Raw genomic sequence first — 16,504 nt, forward strand, 5'->3', positions numbered from 1 at the left:
ACAGTGACAGAGGCTACCAATACACAAGCCGAGCATTTCACCAGAAACTTGTACAGGCGGGAATGGTGCAGAGCATGTCCCGCGTGGCACATTGTATTGACAATGGCCCTATGGAAGGCTTCTGGGGCATCCTGAAACGGGAACGCTATTATGGCAGGCGTTTTACCAGAAAGCAGGAGCTTGTGCAGATGATTGTGAGCTACATCTGCTATTACAATACCAGAAGAGTTCAGCGCAATCTGGGCGTGCTGACTCCGATGGAGAAGCACCAGTTATGCCTCACTGCATAAAAAGCGGCCAGCAACCTACAGGCTGCCGGCCGGGAAAACTTTATACTTTTTCACTGTCCTCTTGACGGGTAGCGGTTCAATTTTCCTACATCAGGGGGTATCTTGTCTATTGTCCGTTTTTACTGGTTCGGTTCAGTATCCGGAGTGTCTTTTTCTTTTCTACAGCGTTGTGCGGCAGGAAACAATGCAAAACATCCGGTTGGCAATTGGCAGAAAAACTACAGTCCCGTTCCATATACGTCAGCGCAATAGTCATATCGATCCCTAACTTGCCGACCAACGTAAAACCCGCCAGAATACAGATAAAATTCCATATCATGTTCGTCCAGCGGTGCTGAAGAAACAATAAATGCCCATAGGTAATCACCGTCACAAAATTATTAACACATATATCAGTCTCTGAACGGAGAGAAATACCAATTCCCATGAAAGCAATGCGTAGGGTTTAGCGGTTATCATGTCCTATCACGATGCCCTTTGAGGAGGTAGGTTTGTCAAACATATTGGACAGAGAACTCTAAAGGGGAAAGCCAACCCAGAGGCCTCATGGGAAAGTTATTGGAGCAGCGGTTATGGACAGCAAGCTGCTTTGTGAAGTCTTGGAGGGAGTAAAAGCAGTGGGAAGAATAGAAACGCTTTTGATCCTCCCTGTGACTACGCTCCACCTTGCCGTTGTGGCGTGGGGTGTAGGGACGGATGAGCTTATGCCGGATGCCCAGCTCGGCAGTGGTGACCTCAAACAGGGTGGGCAGATCCCGCCTGCTGTTGGAAAAGCGGTTGGTGAACTCAAAACCGTTGTCCGTCTGGACGCATTCCACCCGAATGCCTCGGCGGGCGTACCACTTGAACAACTTTTTCAGGAAATCAGTGGAAGAAAAGGTGTTTTGCTCTGGGTAAGCAGCCAGAAATCGCAGGCGGGTAAACTCGTCAATGGCAGTGTACTGGTAGAGGCGGAGTTGCGAGTCTGCAATACATTTGCGGGGCACCACCTTTACGTCCACCTGGACCCGCTGGCCGGGATAGGTCATCTGCTCGTAAGGCTTTGGTTTATACACTTTTTTCTTTGAAACAGCAGGAAATAGGCCCAATTTGCGCATGACTCGGAACAAGCTCTCCGGACGGCGGGTATAGCCTCGCAGCCGCAGTCGGTGCCACAGCTCCACCATGCCAAGGTTGGGATTGCGGCGGCGCATATTGCGGATTAGTTTCAGTTCTGCATCTGTGTGCTGATTGGGATGGCCGTGCGGCCGCCGGGACTGGCAGGCCAGAGACTGCACTGTCCCATCCCAACGGGCCTTCCAGAAGTAGATATATGACCGGCTTTTGTTGTACTTCCGACTGGCGCGACTGACGCCGTATTTCTCTGTGTACTTCATTAGAGATTGCCGATACGCCATGTCCTGTGTTATACTCTTGCTCATGAAGGATATGGCCCCCTTTCGACAAGTTGTTGTATAGCAACTCAACTTTAACCGATGTGGTCTTATCCTTCATCCTTTTTTATTCAACTGTCCAAGATGTATTGTACTCCTACATTTGTGTATTTTATCTGCCAAAGAAATGCTTGCACTTTTGTCAAAATAGTACTATGATATCTATAAATGTACTGTGTCAAGACAGATACATAGAATGAATAAAAGCGCACGGCTTACGTACGCAAAGGGGCGTTTTCGCAATGACAGACAAGAATCTGACCATGTTGACCGATTTTTATGAATTCACCATGGCACATGGATATTTTGAAAAAGGAATCGCGGATCGCCGCGCATATTTCGACATGTTTTTCCGTCGTGTGCCGGATGGTGGCGGCTATGCCATCATGGCGGGCATCGAGCAGCTAATCGACTATTTTAAAAATCTGCACTTCACTGAGGAAGATATCAAATACCTGCGCGGACGCGGCTGCTTTTCCGAAGCATTTCTCGACTACCTTAGGCATTTCGAATTTCAATGCGACGTCTGGGCCGTGCCGGAAGGCACACCTGTATTCCCTGGTGAGCCGTTGGTCACCGTCGCTGGACCGATGATTCAGGCACAGTTCGTGGAAACTATGCTTCTGCTGACCATCAATCACCAGACTCTGATTGCCACAAAAGCCAATCGTATTACTCGCGCGGCACAAGGGCGTACGGTGCTGGAGTTTGGCTCTCGCCGTGCGCAAGGCTATGACGGTGCCATCTACGGGGCGCGCGCAGCTTATATCGGAGGCTGTCAGGGTACTGCCTGCGTATTGGCTGACCGTGATTTTAAAATCCCCGCCGGTGGCACGATGGCACATTCATGGGTGCAGATGTTTGACAGCGAATACGAAGCATTCAAGGCCTATTCGGATATCTACCCGGACAATTGTATCTTTCTGGTGGATACTTACAATGTTCTCAAATCCGGTGTACCCAATGCACTGCGCGTTGCGCGTGAAATGGTAGAAGAAAAAGGTATCCGTCCGCGTGGCATCCGTCTGGATTCGGGCGATATCGCCTACCTTTCCATCGAGGCACGTAAAATGCTCGACGAAGCCGGTTTTTCGGACATGCAAATCATGGCCTCCAACTCACTGGACGAATATCTGGTACGCGATCTGCTGGTGCAAGGTGCATGCGTAGATTCTTTCGGTATCGGTGAGCGTCTGATCACCTCCAAATCCGAGCCGGTATTCGGCGGTGTGTACAAGCTTGCCGCAGTTGAAAACGCTGATGGCGAAATCATTCCCAAGATCAAGGTTTCCGAAAACGTGGAGAAAATCACCACACCACACTTTAAACAAGTCTATCGCTTATTTGACAATAAATCCGGCAAAGCTTTGGGAGATGTATTGACGATTCATGACGAGGTCATTGACTGCACCCAGCCTTACACTTTGTTTCATCCAATTCACACATGGAAACGAAGGGTCGTCACCGATTACACCGTGCGCCCACTGCGCGTACAGCTCTTCAAAGCAGGCCGTTGTGTATACACCAACCCGAGCATCAATGCTATCCGCGACTATTGCCTATCCGAGGTTGAGACACTTTGGGAGCAAATTAAGCGATTCGAAAACCCACAGACCTACTTTGTGGATCTATCTCAAAAGCTGTGGGATTGCAAGCATGCTTTACTGGAGGCCTGCCGTATTTAACACACAGCAAACCGACCGACCAATCAGCAGAATGATTTGTCGGCCGGTTTTATTTATTCCTCTTTCATCCAGATATAAAAAAGAAATGCGTCCGGACTTAAACTCCGGACGCATTTCTTAAAACAAATTCACCACGCCTATCACGCTATGCGATGCAATCAACATAATGATACCCGCCGTGACGACACCCGCAAAAATGGACAGCAATGCCTTGGTTTTCGGCATTTTCAAAATGGTGGCAATCAGCGCACCCGACCACGCTCCAGTACCCGGCAGCGGAACCGCAACGAACAAGAATAAACCAATACGTGCATATTTCGTAACCTGGTCGGTCTTGGAAAGCAGTTTCTGCTTATAGGCAGTCGCAAATTTGGTCAACGGCGGCAGAGTGCAAACCCAATCCAGAATTTTCTCGCCAAAAAAGAGCAAAAACGGGATGGGGAGCATATTCCCCAAAATAGCCAGCGGCATTACTTCGTTCCACGCCATCCCAGCTGTAACGCCAAGCGGTACCGCGCCGCGCAGTTCCACCAACGGCACCATCGAAATAATAACAACTGCAAGCTCACGCCCTGCGCCCAGCAGCCAGTTGAACAAATCTGCAAACATCTGTCTTTCATCCTCCAAAACGAGCAAATACTTGATTATAATACATGAAATCGGTCCATAAAGCAAGGGGTTTCCTATTATTTGTTTGACACATCCCTCCTACTGGGATATACTATGGATACATCGGTAATCGAGGTATTGGAGGCGATTTTATGTCGCGCAAAAAAAATAATCCTGCTTTCCCGGGCAGCAACACACTGCTTGTCCTTGCACTTCTGGAGGATGCGGATAAATACGGTTATCAAATCATTCGGGAACTGGAATGTCGCTCTGATCAGACTTTTTCCATGAAGGAAGGCACCCTATATCCGATTCTTCATGGCTTGGAAGCCCGCGGCGAAGTACGCTCTTACGAGCGCGCGTCCGATGCGGGACGCTGCCGACGGTATTATCAACTCACCCGCCAAGGCATCAAAACGCTTGCCCGATGCCGCCGTGAATGGGAATCCTTCTGCAAGCAGTTCGGCAAAGTAGTCGGAGGTGAGGCATGTGTCCTTGAATGAACGCATTGTCGACTATCTCAACCGTGTGTGTCATCATCTGTTCTGGCCACCCTACCGTGCACGGGTGCGACGGGAATTAACCGATCATATCCTATCGCGCGTGGAGTATCTGGAAAACGAACGTGGCGATTCACACGATGAAGCCATCACTGCCGCACTACTCGGCCTTGGCGACCCGGATGCTTTGGGAGAAATGCTACGATATGCGCGTTTCCCAATCAGCTACCTATTTTGCCTTCTGTTGATTTTTTTGATATGGGCAGCGATTGCCGGCTGTCTGGCTTACCTGTTATTATATTTCTTTTTTTAACGGCGTTCTGCAATCATTCGATTATGCAGAACGCTTTTATGCTTTCTGCTCCCGAAACAGCGTCCACAAGCGAAATGCCGTTTGGACGGCGCACGCGACCAGAATGATGCCAAAGGAAATGGCGCCTGCTTCACGAATAAACATACCACCGTACTGTGCAAATGATTGCATATCCCCTTGCACCAATGCAAGTGTGGTATAGTATAAATCACCACCCGGAACCAAGGGAACCAGCATGGGAACCAGCAGCGTGATTACCGGCGTTTTCATCAAACGTGCCAAAATTTCAGCCAGAACCGCCGTTGCCAATGCCGCTGCAAAAAACGCGATCACCCGATCACGATATACATCAACAGCGAACAAATAAAATATCCAGTTTGCCGCACCGCCGAGGGTGATTGCCAGAAGCCGCCCACCAAACATATGAAAGAGCAGCCCGAACCCGAGCGCACCGACCGCTGCCATCAACACCTGCTGTATCATTTGAGCGCTCATACCATGCCTCCTAACTGCATGAGCACCAGCGCACAGCCGACGGCAATGGCAATTGCACGAAGCAGCGCCTCACATGCTCCCAACAGTCCGCTGATGGTATCGCCTACAATCATATCACGCAGTGAAGTAACCAGCGCAATGCCCGGAATCAGCAGCATAATATTGCCGATGATGATATAGTCCAACCCTTGGCCTATCCCCACTTTGACCATAATCAAAGCAGCCAGACACATGACCGCGGCACTGATCACCGTCAATACGATTGGCTGTAGGCTGATGCGCGTCCCGATTCTGCCTATCGCATAAAGCACCATACTGCACAGCATCGCTGCAATACCATCCCGCCACGAGCCACCGAAAAATACCGCAAACGATCCTGCAATCAATAGGTATGCCGCAGGTAGCCTCCATTTTGTGCCATCCGGCATGCTGCGGATTGCCTCTACTCTTGCATGTAGTTTCTCCAACGGCAGCGGACTCCGGCAAACCTCACGTGAAAGCGCATTGACCGCTTCTATCCTCCGCATATCTGTTTCACGCCTTAGAATACGTCGGGTCTGCGTCAACACTTCTCCTTCTGCCGTCTGCGCAGTTACTACCATGCTGGCTGTTATCGTCAACACATCCGTGCGGACAAATCCATATGCCTGCGCCATACGGCGAATGGTATCCTCAACACGGGCAACCTCTGCCCCCGCAGTCAGTAACAGCTCTCCTGCATCCAGTATCGCAAACAAAACCCGCTCCTGCTGCTGCATATACCACCATCCCTCCCGAAACCTTCTCGGGGTGTCGCCGTCGCTGCACTTTATAGCAAAGGAGCAAACAGGCGCAATACGCTTGCCGCAATGGACCGCAGCCAACGAATCTTGTGCAGCCATTCATCGGTAATTTGACGACTGACGTTGATTGTTTCCAAAATATCCTGCTTGACAGCACCCACTACCGAACTGTTATAAAAGCAGGTAGCGCACTCAAAATGCAGAAAAAACGAGCGAAAATCCATATTGATGGTGCCGACTACAGCTGTTGCATCATCTGACACAATGCTTTTTGCATGCAGAAAGCCGGGACGATATTCGTAAATCTTTACCCCGGCACGATGCAGCTGCGGGTAATACGAGCGGGTAATCATATAAACCAGTTTTTTATCCGGAATACCCGGTGTCAGGATACGCACATCGACGCCGGATTGCGCCGCAATGGTCAGCGCCGTAATCATTTCGTTGTCCAGCACCAAATAGGGTGTCGTAATATAAACATAGTCGCGCGCATTATGGATAATTTGCAAATAAATGGATTCCCCAATGTTTAAATCGTCCAGTGGAGAATCTGCGAAGGGCTGCACATAACCATCCGGCGGCAATTTTGCGGTCGGCAGATAGGCATCCAACGGCGGTACTGTCTCCCCTGTTACATACTCCCACATTTGCAGAAAAAGAGAGGTCATATTTGCCGTTCCCTCACCGCGCAGCATAATGCCGGTATCCTTCCAATGCCCAAAGCGCACCTTTTTGTTGATATATTCATCCGCCAGATTGATGCCGCCCATATATCCGACATTTCCATCAATGATCATCATTTTGCGATGGTTGCGATAATTTAAATAGGTGTTAAGCGTTGGAACAAACCGATTAAAGCGCACCGCACGAATACCAAGCGATATCAGGTATCTGTCATAATGCTGCGGCAGCGTGGCAATCGAACCCACGTCATCGTAGATCACCCGAACATCTACACCCTCACGCACCTTCTGCTTGAGAATATCGAGGATAGTATTCCACATGATGCCTTCCTCGATGATAAAGTACTCAAAAAAGATAAATTTATGCGCTCGCTTCAACTCCTCACACATGGACGCGAACATTTCTTCTCCGATTCGGAAATAATGTGCTTCTGTGTTTGTCCACGCTGGCATACCATCCAAGGCTGCAATATAGCGTGCGCGAGAGGCATGACGCGGATACCGCTGGGCCAGTTCTTCCGTAGCAGGCGTGCGCATATAATCCTTGAAATCGGGCGGATTTGGCTCATATTTATGCTGTGTGCGTGCACGATTTAGCGGTGTATTACCCCAAAGGAGATAAAACAGTCCCCCAAAAAGCGGCAAGAGCAAAATGACGATAATCCAAGTAATTTTGTAGGTCGGATTATCATATTTGCGGACCAGCCAAATCACAATAATAACACTCAGCACCGTCAACGCATGCGGCATCCAACTTGAGGTTTCGCTCAGCCATCCCAGTCCATACATCACAATCAGCAGCTGCAGCGCCAACAGAAAGCCGCCCACGATTCGACGGTCGCCAAGCAGACGACCAACCAGCCTGCGCATAACCCGACTCCTTTCATCAAAAACTTTCACATATATCATGATAGCGCATCGAATTACAAAAGTCAATCTACACGCATTGCCCTGTCTGCAAATCTGTGATAAGATAAAATACACAAATCACAATTCCTTACCGGAGGACAATACAAATGCCTCACATCCCCGTTCCTGCCGATGAACTATCGGCCCGCCTTGACCATCTGCGCTATGCTATGGCGCAGCGCGACCCCGCATGGTCCATGATCATTCTGGAAAACAAGATTGATCTTTATTATTTTACCGGCACAATGCAGGAAGGTGCGCTCGTCATCACCCCTGAGAAAGCGGTCTTGTTCGTGCGGCGCTCTTACGATTGTGCGCAGCAGGAATCTCTCTCCGATGATATTCGTCCAATCCGCAGCTTCCGCGATATTGCACAAGCGTTTCCGCACATACCAGAAACCGTTTATATTGCATCGCGTACCATGACGCTGCAAAAGCTGACAATGCTTAACAAGCATCTACCTTTCATCCCCAAGCCCGCGGATGATGTATTGGCGCAACTCCGTGCAGTGAAAAGCCCATATGAGCTGGACTGTATGCGTCAATCCGGCCGCCTGCACCAACAAGTGTTGGAACAGATAGCGCCCGCCTTGCTTCGTTCCGGTGTCAGTGAGGCACGCCTTTGCAGCGAGGTATGCACCGCTATGCTGGAGCGCGGCGCTATGGGAATTTCCCGTTTCAACCAGCCGGTGGCGGAGGATGTTCTGGGCGTTGCCAGCTTCAGTGAAAACAGTCTGCGCGCAGCAGGGCTCGACAGTCCATCCGGTACGGTCGGCACCTGCATCCCCATGAAATCCATCGGCTCTTCTGAGCGTCGTCTGCACGAAGGCGATGTGGTATTGTTAGATATCCCCTGCGGCATGCACGGTTACCATACCGATAAAAGCATTACTTTTTATTACGGCGAACTCAGCCGTCATCCGCAAGGCAGTCTGATCCGTACCGCACGAGAGCAATGCGTTTTTTTGGAGAATGAAGCCGCCGCTATGATGAAGCCGGGTGCTGTTCCGTCCGAAATCTATGAGAAGCTTCTTGCTCTTGTTGAACCCGCCTTTCGCAGCGGCTTTATGAATGCCTGCAAATTTTTCGGTCACTCTATCGGGCTGACCATGGATGAGACCCCTGTTTTAGCCAAAGGCTTTAACGCACCACTGACTACCGGAATGACGCTTGCCGTCGAACCCAAGATTGCACTGGAAGGCATTGGTCTGGTCGGCTGTGAAAACACCTATGAAATCGTGTCCCAAGGTCCTGCACGTTCCCTGACCGGCGCGTGCGATACTGCTTTAGAAATCATCGGCTAAGTCCATCCCGTCTGAAAGGAGTATACCCATGTATCCGTTCACACTTGTCACTGATTCCACCATTGACGAAACTGCATCTTACTTTTCCCAGAATGACATCAAATGTGTGCCGCTCGCTTTTACCATCGACAACCGCACTATCGAAGAGGATTGCGGCCAAACGGTCTCTTTTCATCAGTTTTATGATTTGCTGCGACAGGGCAAGCAGTCGAGCACCTCACAGGCGAAGCTCAATACTTTCCTGAACATCTTCCGCCAAGCATTGGATGCTGGTCAGGACGTACTATATATCGGCTTTTCGTCCGGCCTGTCGGGAACTTTTCAGGCTGGCTGTATGGCGCGCGATGAGCTTGCCCCACTCTACCCGGATCGAAAAATTTTCTGTGTCGATTCACTTTCCGCTACTGGCGGCGAATATTTGCTGGTAGACAAAGCACGCGAAATGCGCGACAGTGGCTGCACTGCCGAGATTACAGCTACCGCCATCGAGCAAATGCGTCTGCATGTCATTCATCTGGTCACCGTAGACGATTTGGGCCATCTGCACCGCGGCGGACGACTCAGCAAAACCTCTGCCGTTGTCGGCAGCCTGCTGGGAATCAAACCGCTTATCTGGGTCGATAACGAAGGCAAGCTCAGCGTATGCGGCAAGGTGCGCGGACGGCAGAAGGCCATTCAGTATCTGGCTGAGCGAACTGTCCGTGAAATGTCCGATAAAAAGCAAATTGTCCGCATTTGCCACGGCGACTGCCCGGAGGATGCACAAAAGCTGGCGGATCTCCTGAAACAAAGCGGCGTGCAATCGGATATCCGTTATATCGGTACGGTTATCGGCTCACATACTGGTCCCGGTGTGCTGACAACCTTTTTCTTCGGCGGCGACCGCAAGCCGGAATAGCTTGTTTGCCCAAAGTAAAAATTAATAAACGGTGTCTTCTCCACGGCTTCCCTATTCCCCCATCTACAAAAACTCCCTCTATCGAACATAGAGGGAGTTTTTTTTGGGGTATAATCTCTTTTTTCGGCCTTCTGCTCATCCAATTAGGATGAAAGGATGATTTTAAAAATCAATAGTCGCCATTACTTCGGAAACATCTGGCTTGGTCGAAATCAACCCCTCGTCATACATCCAGTCGATGTTCTCCTGCCAGCAGGCTTCACTCTGGCTGAGGAACGGCGCGTCTGCGGTTTCCATCAGCGGCAGAAGTGTCTGGCAAGACTGCTTTTCCACATCCGGGTCAAGCGGGAAGTTGGATTCATCCTGATTGCCCAGCAGCACCTGCAAAACCGAGTCGGTATCGGTCTGGAAATCGTCAAAACCCTTGGCGCATGCACGAAGGAAGCGTGCGAGCACATCTGGCTCGTTTTCAATCATCTCATCGTTGGCCAGAAAAACGCCTTCATAATACTGCGGAACGCCGTAGTCATCCGGGAAGAAGTAGTTGACCTCAAAGCCTTCCTTCTCCATCTGCGGCACTTCATGGTTTACCAGACAACCAATCGTTGCGTCCACATTGCCCGTCACCATCGAACTCATCAGATCAAAGCCGACGTCGATCATTTTCACGCTTGACGGGTCCTGTCCGCTTTTCTGCATAATGCTATGGATGAGTGCCTCAGACAGCTCGGTACCCGCATACCCGATGGTCTTGCCGACCAGGTCGGCAGGCTCAGTGATGTCCTTATCTTTGAGCGACAGGACAATGTTGAGCGGCGCCTGCACCACCGCGCCGATCGACTTGACCGGAACATTCTGCTCCACACGCGCCTGAATGACATCCTGCTGGTAATACAGGCCGATATCCGCTTTACCAGCGGCGACCATGCTCATCGCATCATTGACGCCCGCAGGCGGCTGAATGTTAACCGTCAGGCCCTCCTCGGCAAAATAACCGGCCTGCTCCGCCTGATACAGAAACGCATGCAACGCATTCGGATACCAGTCGAGCACGACGGTCAGCTCGCGCAGATCATCGTTACTATCCCCTGTGTTTTCCGTATTATTTCCGGCCGTCGGACCGCCTGCGCAGCCGCTCATCAGCAGCGCACATGCTGCCAACACGGCAAAAATTCTCTTTTTCATCTATGTTCCATTCCTTTCTGTTGTATCTCTGTTATAAACTCCCACGCCAAGTGACAACCTTTTTCTCAAACCACGACACGACCGCCACTGCCACCATCGCCACCACGCTGAGCAATACAATCGGCGCAAACACACCCGCGCCGTCCAGCTGTGTCATCATACGGCGGCTGAAATAGCCCAGTCCTGCCTGTGCGCCCAGCCATTCGCCGATCGCCGCGCCGATGATGGACAACGGAATTGCCATTTTAATGGCCGAAAAGAAATGCGGCAGCGCAGCGGGCAGTTTGAGTTTGAGAAAAATCTCGCGTTTGCCTGCGCCAAAGGTTTTGAGCATATCAATCATATCCGTGCTTGCCGATCGGAAGCCGTCAAACACCGTAATGGCAATCGGGAAAAATGTGATCAGCACAGTAACCAGCACCTTGCTCCAGATTGTGTATCCAAACCACAGCACAAAGAGCGGCGCAAGCGCCGTTGTCGGGATGGTCTGCGAGGCAACGATCAACGGATAGAGCATCTTCTCCGCTACCGGACTGGCGTCCATCCATACCGCAAGCAGCAGGCCCAATACAATCGAAATTGCAAGGCCAATGCCTGTGCACAGCAAAGTAGCAGGCAGATGGGCGGTCAGCAGCGGGCCGCGCAGCTCCCACATGCGCACCAGAATCTGCGTCGGAGACGGCAAAATATACGCCGCATCCATGCCCATTGCGCCCGCCTGCCACAGAATAAGCAGCACAAACAGGAACAGCAGCGCAGGTAGATTGGTATTCTTTTTCATACCGCCACCTCCCGCCGCAGCAGAGCAATCAACTGCTCGCGCAAAGCAAGCATCTTTGGTTCGGTCAGACACGCACGAGTGCGCGGATACGGCGCAGGTACTTCAAACGAGACCAGACGTTGGATTGGCGTTTCCTCGACTACCAGCACACGGCTGGACAGGAAGATCGCCTCTTCCACATCATGCGTAATAAACAGCACCGTTTTGTGATCGCTTTCCCACTGGTCAAGCAGCCACTCCTGCATCGCAATGCGCGTCAAAAAATCCAGCGCAGAAAATGGCTCGTCCAGCAGCAAGAGCTCAGAGCCAGTCAGCAACGTGCGCGCAAAAGCCGCGCGCTGCCGCATACCGCCGGATAGCTCGTCCGGCCGCTTATCGCCCCAGCCGGACAGGCCGACGTGCGCCAAGGTCTCGTCCGCACGCTGCGCCATCTGCGCACGGCTGATGCCGCCCTGAATCTCCATAGGCAGGTACAGGTTATCCCGCACCGAACGCCATGGAAACAGCAGATCGCGCTGCGGCATGTAGCCGCAGTAGCCGCGCCGTCCGTCGATTTTTTGTCCGCCGACCAGAATATCGCCCGACTTTTTGGACAAAAGCTGATTGGTCAAGCGAAAAATAGTCGATTTACCGCAACCGGACGGGCCGATCACCGACACAAACTCTCCCGATGCAATATGAAACGACAGGCCGTCGATGATGTTGAAATCCTCGCTCTCATATTGAAATACGACGTTTTGAAACTCAAGCATTGCCTTACATCGCCTCGTTCCACGCCATATTCCAAAACATTGCCTCGTAGCGCGAGCAGGCGACAAAAATGTCAATCAGCCGCAGAAGCTGCGCTTCAGTATAATCCGCGCTCAGACGCTCCATCAGTGCAATCAAGCGCTGATTTTCCGCAGCGTAGCTTTCGCTGGCGTAGCCACGGACCCACTCTCCATAAAAATCGTGGTTTTCTGCATCCGGATAATTTTTGACAATCCACTTTGCTATGTACTCATAGCTAATCGCGCATGACAGCACCGCCGCCATGATTTCCGCCGGGCCTTCCTCAGCCGCGACCGCACGCATGTATGCGGTGTAGGACTGGTTGCTCAGCGAGGGCTTGACGGACTCTGCCTGCGCCTCCGTGATACCCAGCCGCGTCATATAACCGCGATGGATTTCCATTTCGCCGTTTAGAATGTTGGCCACATAAGATGCGTAGGTACGCATCACCTCAGGCTCACGAGACTTGACCACGCCCTGCGCGAACACCTTGGCGTAATCGAACAGATACAGGTAATCCTGCAACAGATAGAAACGGAATTTGTTTACAGCAAGGCTGCCGTCTGCAATGCCCCGGACAAATGGATGGGTCAAATAACCCTCCCATATTTCCCGGGACGCGTCAAGCAGTCTCTCGGTTGTTTGGTTTTTTTTCAAAGTGGTACCCCCAATGAATGACTTAGACTGACGGCGGATTGCCGGCAGCACTTGTTGTGATTTTGCTTAAATTAGTTGAATTTGATGTGCGTTTGCCAGATCGTCCGCAGCCAGTAGGCTGACCGCATCAATCAGGCGTGTGCGAAAGGAAGCGGTGCCCTCCATCTCTTTACGCACGCGCACTTGCGCTTGCTCTCCGCAACGATTCATCACCTCCGCCGCCGCTACCGCGGCCTGAAAAAGCATATTTGGATTCGCGCCGCAATACAGCGCGGTCAGCGACGTGAGCATGCAGCCGGCACCGGTAATCCGGCTCATCAGTTCACTGCCGCCCCGCAGTACCGCGGTGCGTTGTCCATCGGTTATCAGGTCTATCATACCGGTCAGCATGACGACCGTTCCAGTCTGCCGGCTGAATTGACGCAGCCACGCAGCAGATTCGACAAGATTTTGCTCAGTCACGCGGTCAAGCGCATTCACTTCTACGCCAGCGGCATTTTCCTGTCCCGCCGCAAGTGCGCGAATCTCGGAAGCGTTGCCGCGAATGACCGACACCAGTCCCTCTTTCAGCAGCCGACCGCACATTTCGCTGCGCAAGCGGCTTGCCCCGGCAGCAACCGGATCGAGTACAACCGGATGTCCCAGCCGCTTGGCTGCATGCGCAGCCAGCAGCATCGCTTCCTGCGCGCGCAGCGCACCCATGTTGAGCGCAAGCGCATCAGCATATGCCGTAATTTCCTCAACCTCACGCTCATCCTGCGCCATGATGGCCGTGCCACCCGCTGCAAGAATGATGTTTACGCAATCGTTGATGGTTACGTTATTGGTAATCGAGTGCACCATCGGTCTGACTGACTGAGTATGCGCTACGATCTGTTTCAGACTTTCCGTCACCGCAGCGCCCCCTCCAGCTCACGAAATACCTGTGTACGCTTGAGCGCTGCCAATACTAAAACAGAAATTGCAGCACCTACTGCAGTCGACACCAGAAAGGATGGCACAAAGGCAAAGAGTGCCGCGGCCTTGTTATTCATCAGCACCGCCGCAATCGGATAAGACGCGATACCTCCCAGAATACCTGTACCAACCACTTCACCGATATATGCGACAGGAAGCTTTTGCCACAGTTTATAGGCAAGACCGCACAGCAGCGCACCGATCATCGACCCGGGAAACGCCAGCAAGCTGCCCAGACCCAGCAGATTGCGGATCAGCGAGGCGACAAACGCCATGCCGAAAGCATACCACGGGCCAAGGAGCACCGCGCCCAGCACGTTGACCATGTGCTGTATGGGCGAACACTTCGCACCCATCACCGGGATAACAAACAGGCTGCCAACCACGGCCACCGCAACCAGCAGCCCGGCAATCGTCAGTTTGCGAATGGATTTTGTCTGCATAATGGTTCACCCCTCCGGAAACATACGGCAAAAATGGTTGAGCGGTCCACAGCCGTTTCCAAAACCGGGCGCATGACGGATAGCGTCAGTGACATAGGACTTGGCACGCGACACCGCTTCGGGAATATCATATCCCAGCGCCAAATTGGACGCAATTGCCGAGGACAACGTGCAGCCCGTGCCATGCGTACTGGTGGTGTCCAGCTGCGCGATCTCGTAGCGGTGGAAGTTTACGCCGTCATACAGTACATCCACCGCGCCTGCCATGTTCTTGCCGCCCTTGACCAGCACGTTGCGGCAGCCCTTCGCATAGATACGGCGCGCCGCCTCCTCCATATCCGCAGGCTTTTCAATCTGCATGTCCGCAATGTATTGTGCCTCAGGGATATTGGGTGTCAGAATATCTGCATACGGCAGCACTGTCTCAATCAGTGTGCCGACTGAAGCAGGGTCCATGAGTGCGTCTCCGTTTTTGGCAAACATCACAGGGTCAATGACCACATGCTGCGGCCGATACTGCGCGAGTTTTCCCGCAACCGCTTTCATGCACGCGGGCGAGGACAGCATACCAATCTTGACTGCGTCCGGTACAATATCCTCGAAAACTGCATCGATCTGTTCCTCAATCATCTTGGGGCTAACATCCTGAATATCAATCACGCGCGCTGTGTTTTCCGCCACCACCGACACAATCACGCTCATGCCAAATATACCGTGCGCCGCCATCGTTTTCAAATCTGCCTGCACCCCCGCGCCGCCTGAGCAGTCCGAGCCTGCAATGGTAAGCACTTTCTTCATTTCCGTTTCCTCCTGTCATTTCTGCATGAAAAAAAGGACATCCCTGTCAGGATGTCCTTTCGCGTCCGAAAATGACCGCATACGCATGCGGTTTCATCTTGTTCCAGCATCCCTACGTTGGCATTATCCAAATCAGGTAAGGTCGAGGTCGAAACCTCCTCTCAGCCTCCCACGGAAGCTCCCTTGCTTTATATTAAGTTAGCACTTGTTGGAACATTTGTCAAGCGTTCTGTCCGCATACAGCTGTATATGTCGCGTCATCCACCGCTTCCAGCCATTCATTTCTTCCATTTTCACCAGGCACCTCTACTGCCAGATGTGAGAACCAGCTATCCGGTGCAGCGCCGTGCCAATGCTTCACACCCACAGGGATATTGACCGTGTCCCCCGGATGCAGCTCGACCGCAGGCTTTCCCCATTCCTGGTAATAGCCCTTTCCAGCCACACAGACGAGAGTCTGCCCACCCCCCTTGTCGGCGTGATGAATATGCCAGTTGTTGCGGCAGCCCGGTTCAAAAGTCACGTTAAAAATACCAATCTGCTCGGTAGAGACTGGCGCGAGATAGCTCTGTCCGACAAAATACTGTGCATACGCATCGTTTGGCTGACCGATGGGGAACACCATTTCATTTTGATGTGCAGCTTTGCCGTCAACCGTCTCTTCTTCTTCTGCTGCCCAAACCTCTTTTGCCATACGAAACGCTGCCCATGCCTTAGGCCATCCTGCATAAAATGCGGCGTGCGTCAAAATTTCTGCAATTTCCATGCGGGTGATACCATTCTGCTTCGCCGTAATCAGGTGATACTGGAATGAAGAATCCACCAGACCTTGCGCCATCAGGCACACGATCGTTACCAGCGAACGGTCGCGCAGGGAGAGCTTATCTTCTCTGCTCCATACCTGCCCAAATAACACATCATCATTGAGTTCGGCAAACTTAGGGGCAAAGGCCCCCAACGAATCCCGTCCTGCCGTCTGTTTGACCGCCATAGTAATACGCTTCCCTTCTT

Annotated in this window: 19 protein-coding genes and 1 riboswitch; of the genes, 6 read left to right on the top strand and 13 right to left on the bottom strand. The window is 51.9% G+C overall.

Annotation, left to right across the window (positions count from 1 at the left end):
* Nucleotides 1-290 (top strand): IS3 family transposase (locus ACTQ3V_RS06480; RefSeq protein WP_441466786.1); only part of this gene is annotated, 290 nt, incomplete at its 5' end.
* A gap of 494 nt (nt 291-784) precedes the next feature.
* On the opposite strand, the gene ACTQ3V_RS06485 is transcribed toward ACTQ3V_RS06480, so the two are convergent.
* Nucleotides 785-1,711: a DDE-type integrase/transposase/recombinase gene (locus ACTQ3V_RS06485; RefSeq protein ID WP_441466787.1), complete on the bottom strand. Its 927-nt coding sequence runs from the start codon at nt 1,709-1,711 to the stop codon at nt 785-787.
* A 254-nt stretch (nt 1,712-1,965) separates the two neighbouring features.
* Between ACTQ3V_RS06485 and ACTQ3V_RS06490 the strand changes: the two genes are divergently transcribed.
* Complete coding sequence (locus tag ACTQ3V_RS06490; protein WP_441466788.1) at nt 1,966-3,408, top strand: nicotinate phosphoribosyltransferase; 1,443 nt, start codon at nt 1,966-1,968, stop codon at nt 3,406-3,408.
* A gap of 117 nt (nt 3,409-3,525) precedes the next feature.
* Here ACTQ3V_RS06490 and ACTQ3V_RS06495 read toward each other — a convergent pair whose 3' ends face one another.
* Nucleotides 3,526-4,017 carry a COG2426 family protein gene (locus tag ACTQ3V_RS06495; RefSeq protein WP_441466789.1) on the bottom strand — a complete coding sequence of 164 codons (492 nt, stop codon included), beginning with the start codon at nt 4,015-4,017 and terminating at the stop codon, nt 3,526-3,528.
* A gap of 152 nt (nt 4,018-4,169) precedes the next feature.
* Between ACTQ3V_RS06495 and ACTQ3V_RS06500 the strand changes: the two genes are divergently transcribed.
* Nucleotides 4,170-4,520: a PadR family transcriptional regulator gene (locus ACTQ3V_RS06500; protein WP_441466790.1), complete on the top strand. Its 351-nt coding sequence runs from the start codon at nt 4,170-4,172 to the stop codon at nt 4,518-4,520.
* Entirely contained in the window at nt 4,507-4,830 is a 324-nt protein-coding gene (locus ACTQ3V_RS06505) for a permease prefix domain 1-containing protein (protein WP_441466791.1), read from the top strand. Before ACTQ3V_RS06500 ends, ACTQ3V_RS06505 begins: the two co-directional genes overlap by 14 nt.
* A gap of 36 nt (nt 4,831-4,866) precedes the next feature.
* On the opposite strand, the gene ACTQ3V_RS06510 is transcribed toward ACTQ3V_RS06505, so the two are convergent.
* The 3 genes from ACTQ3V_RS06510 to cls are packed head-to-tail and all read right to left on the bottom strand — an operon-like array spanning nt 4,867 to nt 7,660.
* Nucleotides 4,867-5,325 (bottom strand): threonine/serine exporter family protein, encoded by a 459-nt coding sequence (locus tag ACTQ3V_RS06510; protein ID WP_441466792.1) that lies wholly within the window; start codon nt 5,323-5,325, stop codon nt 4,867-4,869.
* The gene (locus ACTQ3V_RS06515) at nt 5,322-6,083 is read right to left on the bottom strand and encodes a threonine/serine exporter family protein (protein WP_441466793.1); all 762 of its coding nucleotides are present in this window, start codon (nt 6,081-6,083) and stop codon (nt 5,322-5,324) included. Before ACTQ3V_RS06515 ends, ACTQ3V_RS06510 begins: the two co-directional genes overlap by 4 nt.
* Before the next feature lie 50 nt (nt 6,084-6,133).
* Nucleotides 6,134-7,660: a cardiolipin synthase gene (cls, locus tag ACTQ3V_RS06520; RefSeq protein WP_441466794.1), complete on the bottom strand. Its 1,527-nt coding sequence runs from the start codon at nt 7,658-7,660 to the stop codon at nt 6,134-6,136.
* A 146-nt stretch (nt 7,661-7,806) separates the two neighbouring features.
* Between cls and ACTQ3V_RS06525 the strand changes: the two genes are divergently transcribed.
* Together ACTQ3V_RS06525 and ACTQ3V_RS06530 are read left to right on the top strand one after the other, a co-directional pair.
* Nucleotides 7,807-9,003 carry a M24 family metallopeptidase gene (locus tag ACTQ3V_RS06525; RefSeq protein WP_441466795.1) on the top strand — a complete coding sequence of 399 codons (1,197 nt, stop codon included), beginning with the start codon at nt 7,807-7,809 and terminating at the stop codon, nt 9,001-9,003.
* Nucleotides 9,004-9,031: 28 nt separating this feature from the next.
* Complete coding sequence (locus ACTQ3V_RS06530; RefSeq protein ID WP_441466796.1) at nt 9,032-9,901, top strand: DegV family protein; 870 nt, start codon at nt 9,032-9,034, stop codon at nt 9,899-9,901.
* A gap of 162 nt (nt 9,902-10,063) precedes the next feature.
* Here ACTQ3V_RS06530 and ACTQ3V_RS06535 read toward each other — a convergent pair whose 3' ends face one another.
* The 8 genes from ACTQ3V_RS06535 to ACTQ3V_RS06570 form a co-directional block, all read right to left on the bottom strand.
* Nucleotides 10,064-11,086 (bottom strand): ABC transporter substrate-binding protein, encoded by a 1,023-nt coding sequence (locus ACTQ3V_RS06535; protein ID WP_441466797.1) that lies wholly within the window; start codon nt 11,084-11,086, stop codon nt 10,064-10,066.
* Nucleotides 11,087-11,117: 31 nt separating this feature from the next.
* Entirely contained in the window at nt 11,118-11,867 is a 750-nt protein-coding gene (locus tag ACTQ3V_RS06540; protein WP_441466798.1) for an ABC transporter permease, read from the bottom strand.
* Entirely contained in the window at nt 11,864-12,619 is a 756-nt protein-coding gene (locus ACTQ3V_RS06545) for an ABC transporter ATP-binding protein (protein ID WP_441466799.1), read from the bottom strand. Before ACTQ3V_RS06545 ends, ACTQ3V_RS06540 begins: the two co-directional genes overlap by 4 nt.
* Before the next feature lie 4 nt (nt 12,620-12,623).
* The gene (gene tenA / locus ACTQ3V_RS06550) at nt 12,624-13,295 is read right to left on the bottom strand and encodes a thiaminase II (RefSeq protein ID WP_441466800.1); all 672 of its coding nucleotides are present in this window, start codon (nt 13,293-13,295) and stop codon (nt 12,624-12,626) included.
* A 66-nt stretch (nt 13,296-13,361) separates the two neighbouring features.
* A complete protein-coding gene (gene thiM / locus ACTQ3V_RS06555) occupies nt 13,362-14,189 on the bottom strand; it encodes a hydroxyethylthiazole kinase (RefSeq protein ID WP_441466801.1) in 828 nt (275 codons plus the stop codon).
* Nucleotides 14,186-14,695: an energy coupling factor transporter S component ThiW gene (gene thiW, locus ACTQ3V_RS06560; RefSeq protein ID WP_441466802.1), complete on the bottom strand. Its 510-nt coding sequence runs from the start codon at nt 14,693-14,695 to the stop codon at nt 14,186-14,188. Before thiW ends, thiM begins: the two co-directional genes overlap by 4 nt.
* Before the next feature lie 6 nt (nt 14,696-14,701).
* The gene (gene thiD, locus ACTQ3V_RS06565; RefSeq protein WP_441466803.1) at nt 14,702-15,493 is read right to left on the bottom strand and encodes a bifunctional hydroxymethylpyrimidine kinase/phosphomethylpyrimidine kinase; all 792 of its coding nucleotides are present in this window, start codon (nt 15,491-15,493) and stop codon (nt 14,702-14,704) included.
* Nucleotides 15,494-15,584: 91 nt separating this feature from the next.
* A riboswitch (TPP riboswitch) is annotated at nt 15,585-15,688 on the bottom strand.
* A 25-nt stretch (nt 15,689-15,713) separates the two neighbouring features.
* Complete coding sequence (locus ACTQ3V_RS06570; RefSeq protein WP_441466804.1) at nt 15,714-16,484, bottom strand: carboxymuconolactone decarboxylase family protein; 771 nt, start codon at nt 16,482-16,484, stop codon at nt 15,714-15,716.
* Nucleotides 16,485-16,504 lie beyond the last annotated feature (20 nt).

The sequence above is a fragment of the Candidatus Agathobaculum pullicola genome (assembly GCF_052117205.1).
Taxonomy (GTDB): Bacteria; Bacillota; Clostridia; order Oscillospirales; family Butyricicoccaceae; genus Agathobaculum; species Agathobaculum pullicola.

Excerpts from the sequence above, each read along its gene's own strand:
- ACTQ3V_RS06485 (WP_441466787.1), bottom strand. The coding sequence starts at position 1,711 with ATGAGCAAGAGTATAACACAGGACATGGCGTATCGGCAATCTCTAATG.
- ACTQ3V_RS06490 (WP_441466788.1), top strand. The coding sequence starts at position 1,966 with ATGACAGACAAGAATCTGACCATGTTGACCGATTTTTATGAATTCACC.
- ACTQ3V_RS06495 (WP_441466789.1), bottom strand. The coding sequence starts at position 4,017 with ATGTTTGCAGATTTGTTCAACTGGCTGCTGGGCGCAGGGCGTGAGCTT.
- ACTQ3V_RS06500 (WP_441466790.1), top strand. The coding sequence starts at position 4,170 with ATGTCGCGCAAAAAAAATAATCCTGCTTTCCCGGGCAGCAACACACTG.
- ACTQ3V_RS06510 (WP_441466792.1), bottom strand. The coding sequence starts at position 5,325 with ATGAGCGCTCAAATGATACAGCAGGTGTTGATGGCAGCGGTCGGTGCG.
- ACTQ3V_RS06515 (WP_441466793.1), bottom strand. The coding sequence starts at position 6,083 with ATGCAGCAGCAGGAGCGGGTTTTGTTTGCGATACTGGATGCAGGAGAG.
- cls (WP_441466794.1), bottom strand. The coding sequence starts at position 7,660 with ATGCGCAGGCTGGTTGGTCGTCTGCTTGGCGACCGTCGAATCGTGGGC.
- ACTQ3V_RS06525 (WP_441466795.1), top strand. The coding sequence starts at position 7,807 with ATGCCTCACATCCCCGTTCCTGCCGATGAACTATCGGCCCGCCTTGAC.
- ACTQ3V_RS06530 (WP_441466796.1), top strand. The coding sequence starts at position 9,032 with ATGTATCCGTTCACACTTGTCACTGATTCCACCATTGACGAAACTGCA.
- ACTQ3V_RS06535 (WP_441466797.1), bottom strand. The coding sequence starts at position 11,086 with ATGAAAAAGAGAATTTTTGCCGTGTTGGCAGCATGTGCGCTGCTGATG.
- ACTQ3V_RS06540 (WP_441466798.1), bottom strand. The coding sequence starts at position 11,867 with ATGAAAAAGAATACCAATCTACCTGCGCTGCTGTTCCTGTTTGTGCTG.
- ACTQ3V_RS06545 (WP_441466799.1), bottom strand. The coding sequence starts at position 12,619 with ATGCTTGAGTTTCAAAACGTCGTATTTCAATATGAGAGCGAGGATTTC.
- thiW (WP_441466802.1), bottom strand. The coding sequence starts at position 14,695 with ATGCAGACAAAATCCATTCGCAAACTGACGATTGCCGGGCTGCTGGTT.
- thiD (WP_441466803.1), bottom strand. The coding sequence starts at position 15,493 with ATGAAGAAAGTGCTTACCATTGCAGGCTCGGACTGCTCAGGCGGCGCG.
- ACTQ3V_RS06570 (WP_441466804.1), bottom strand. The coding sequence starts at position 16,484 with ATGGCGGTCAAACAGACGGCAGGACGGGATTCGTTGGGGGCCTTTGCC.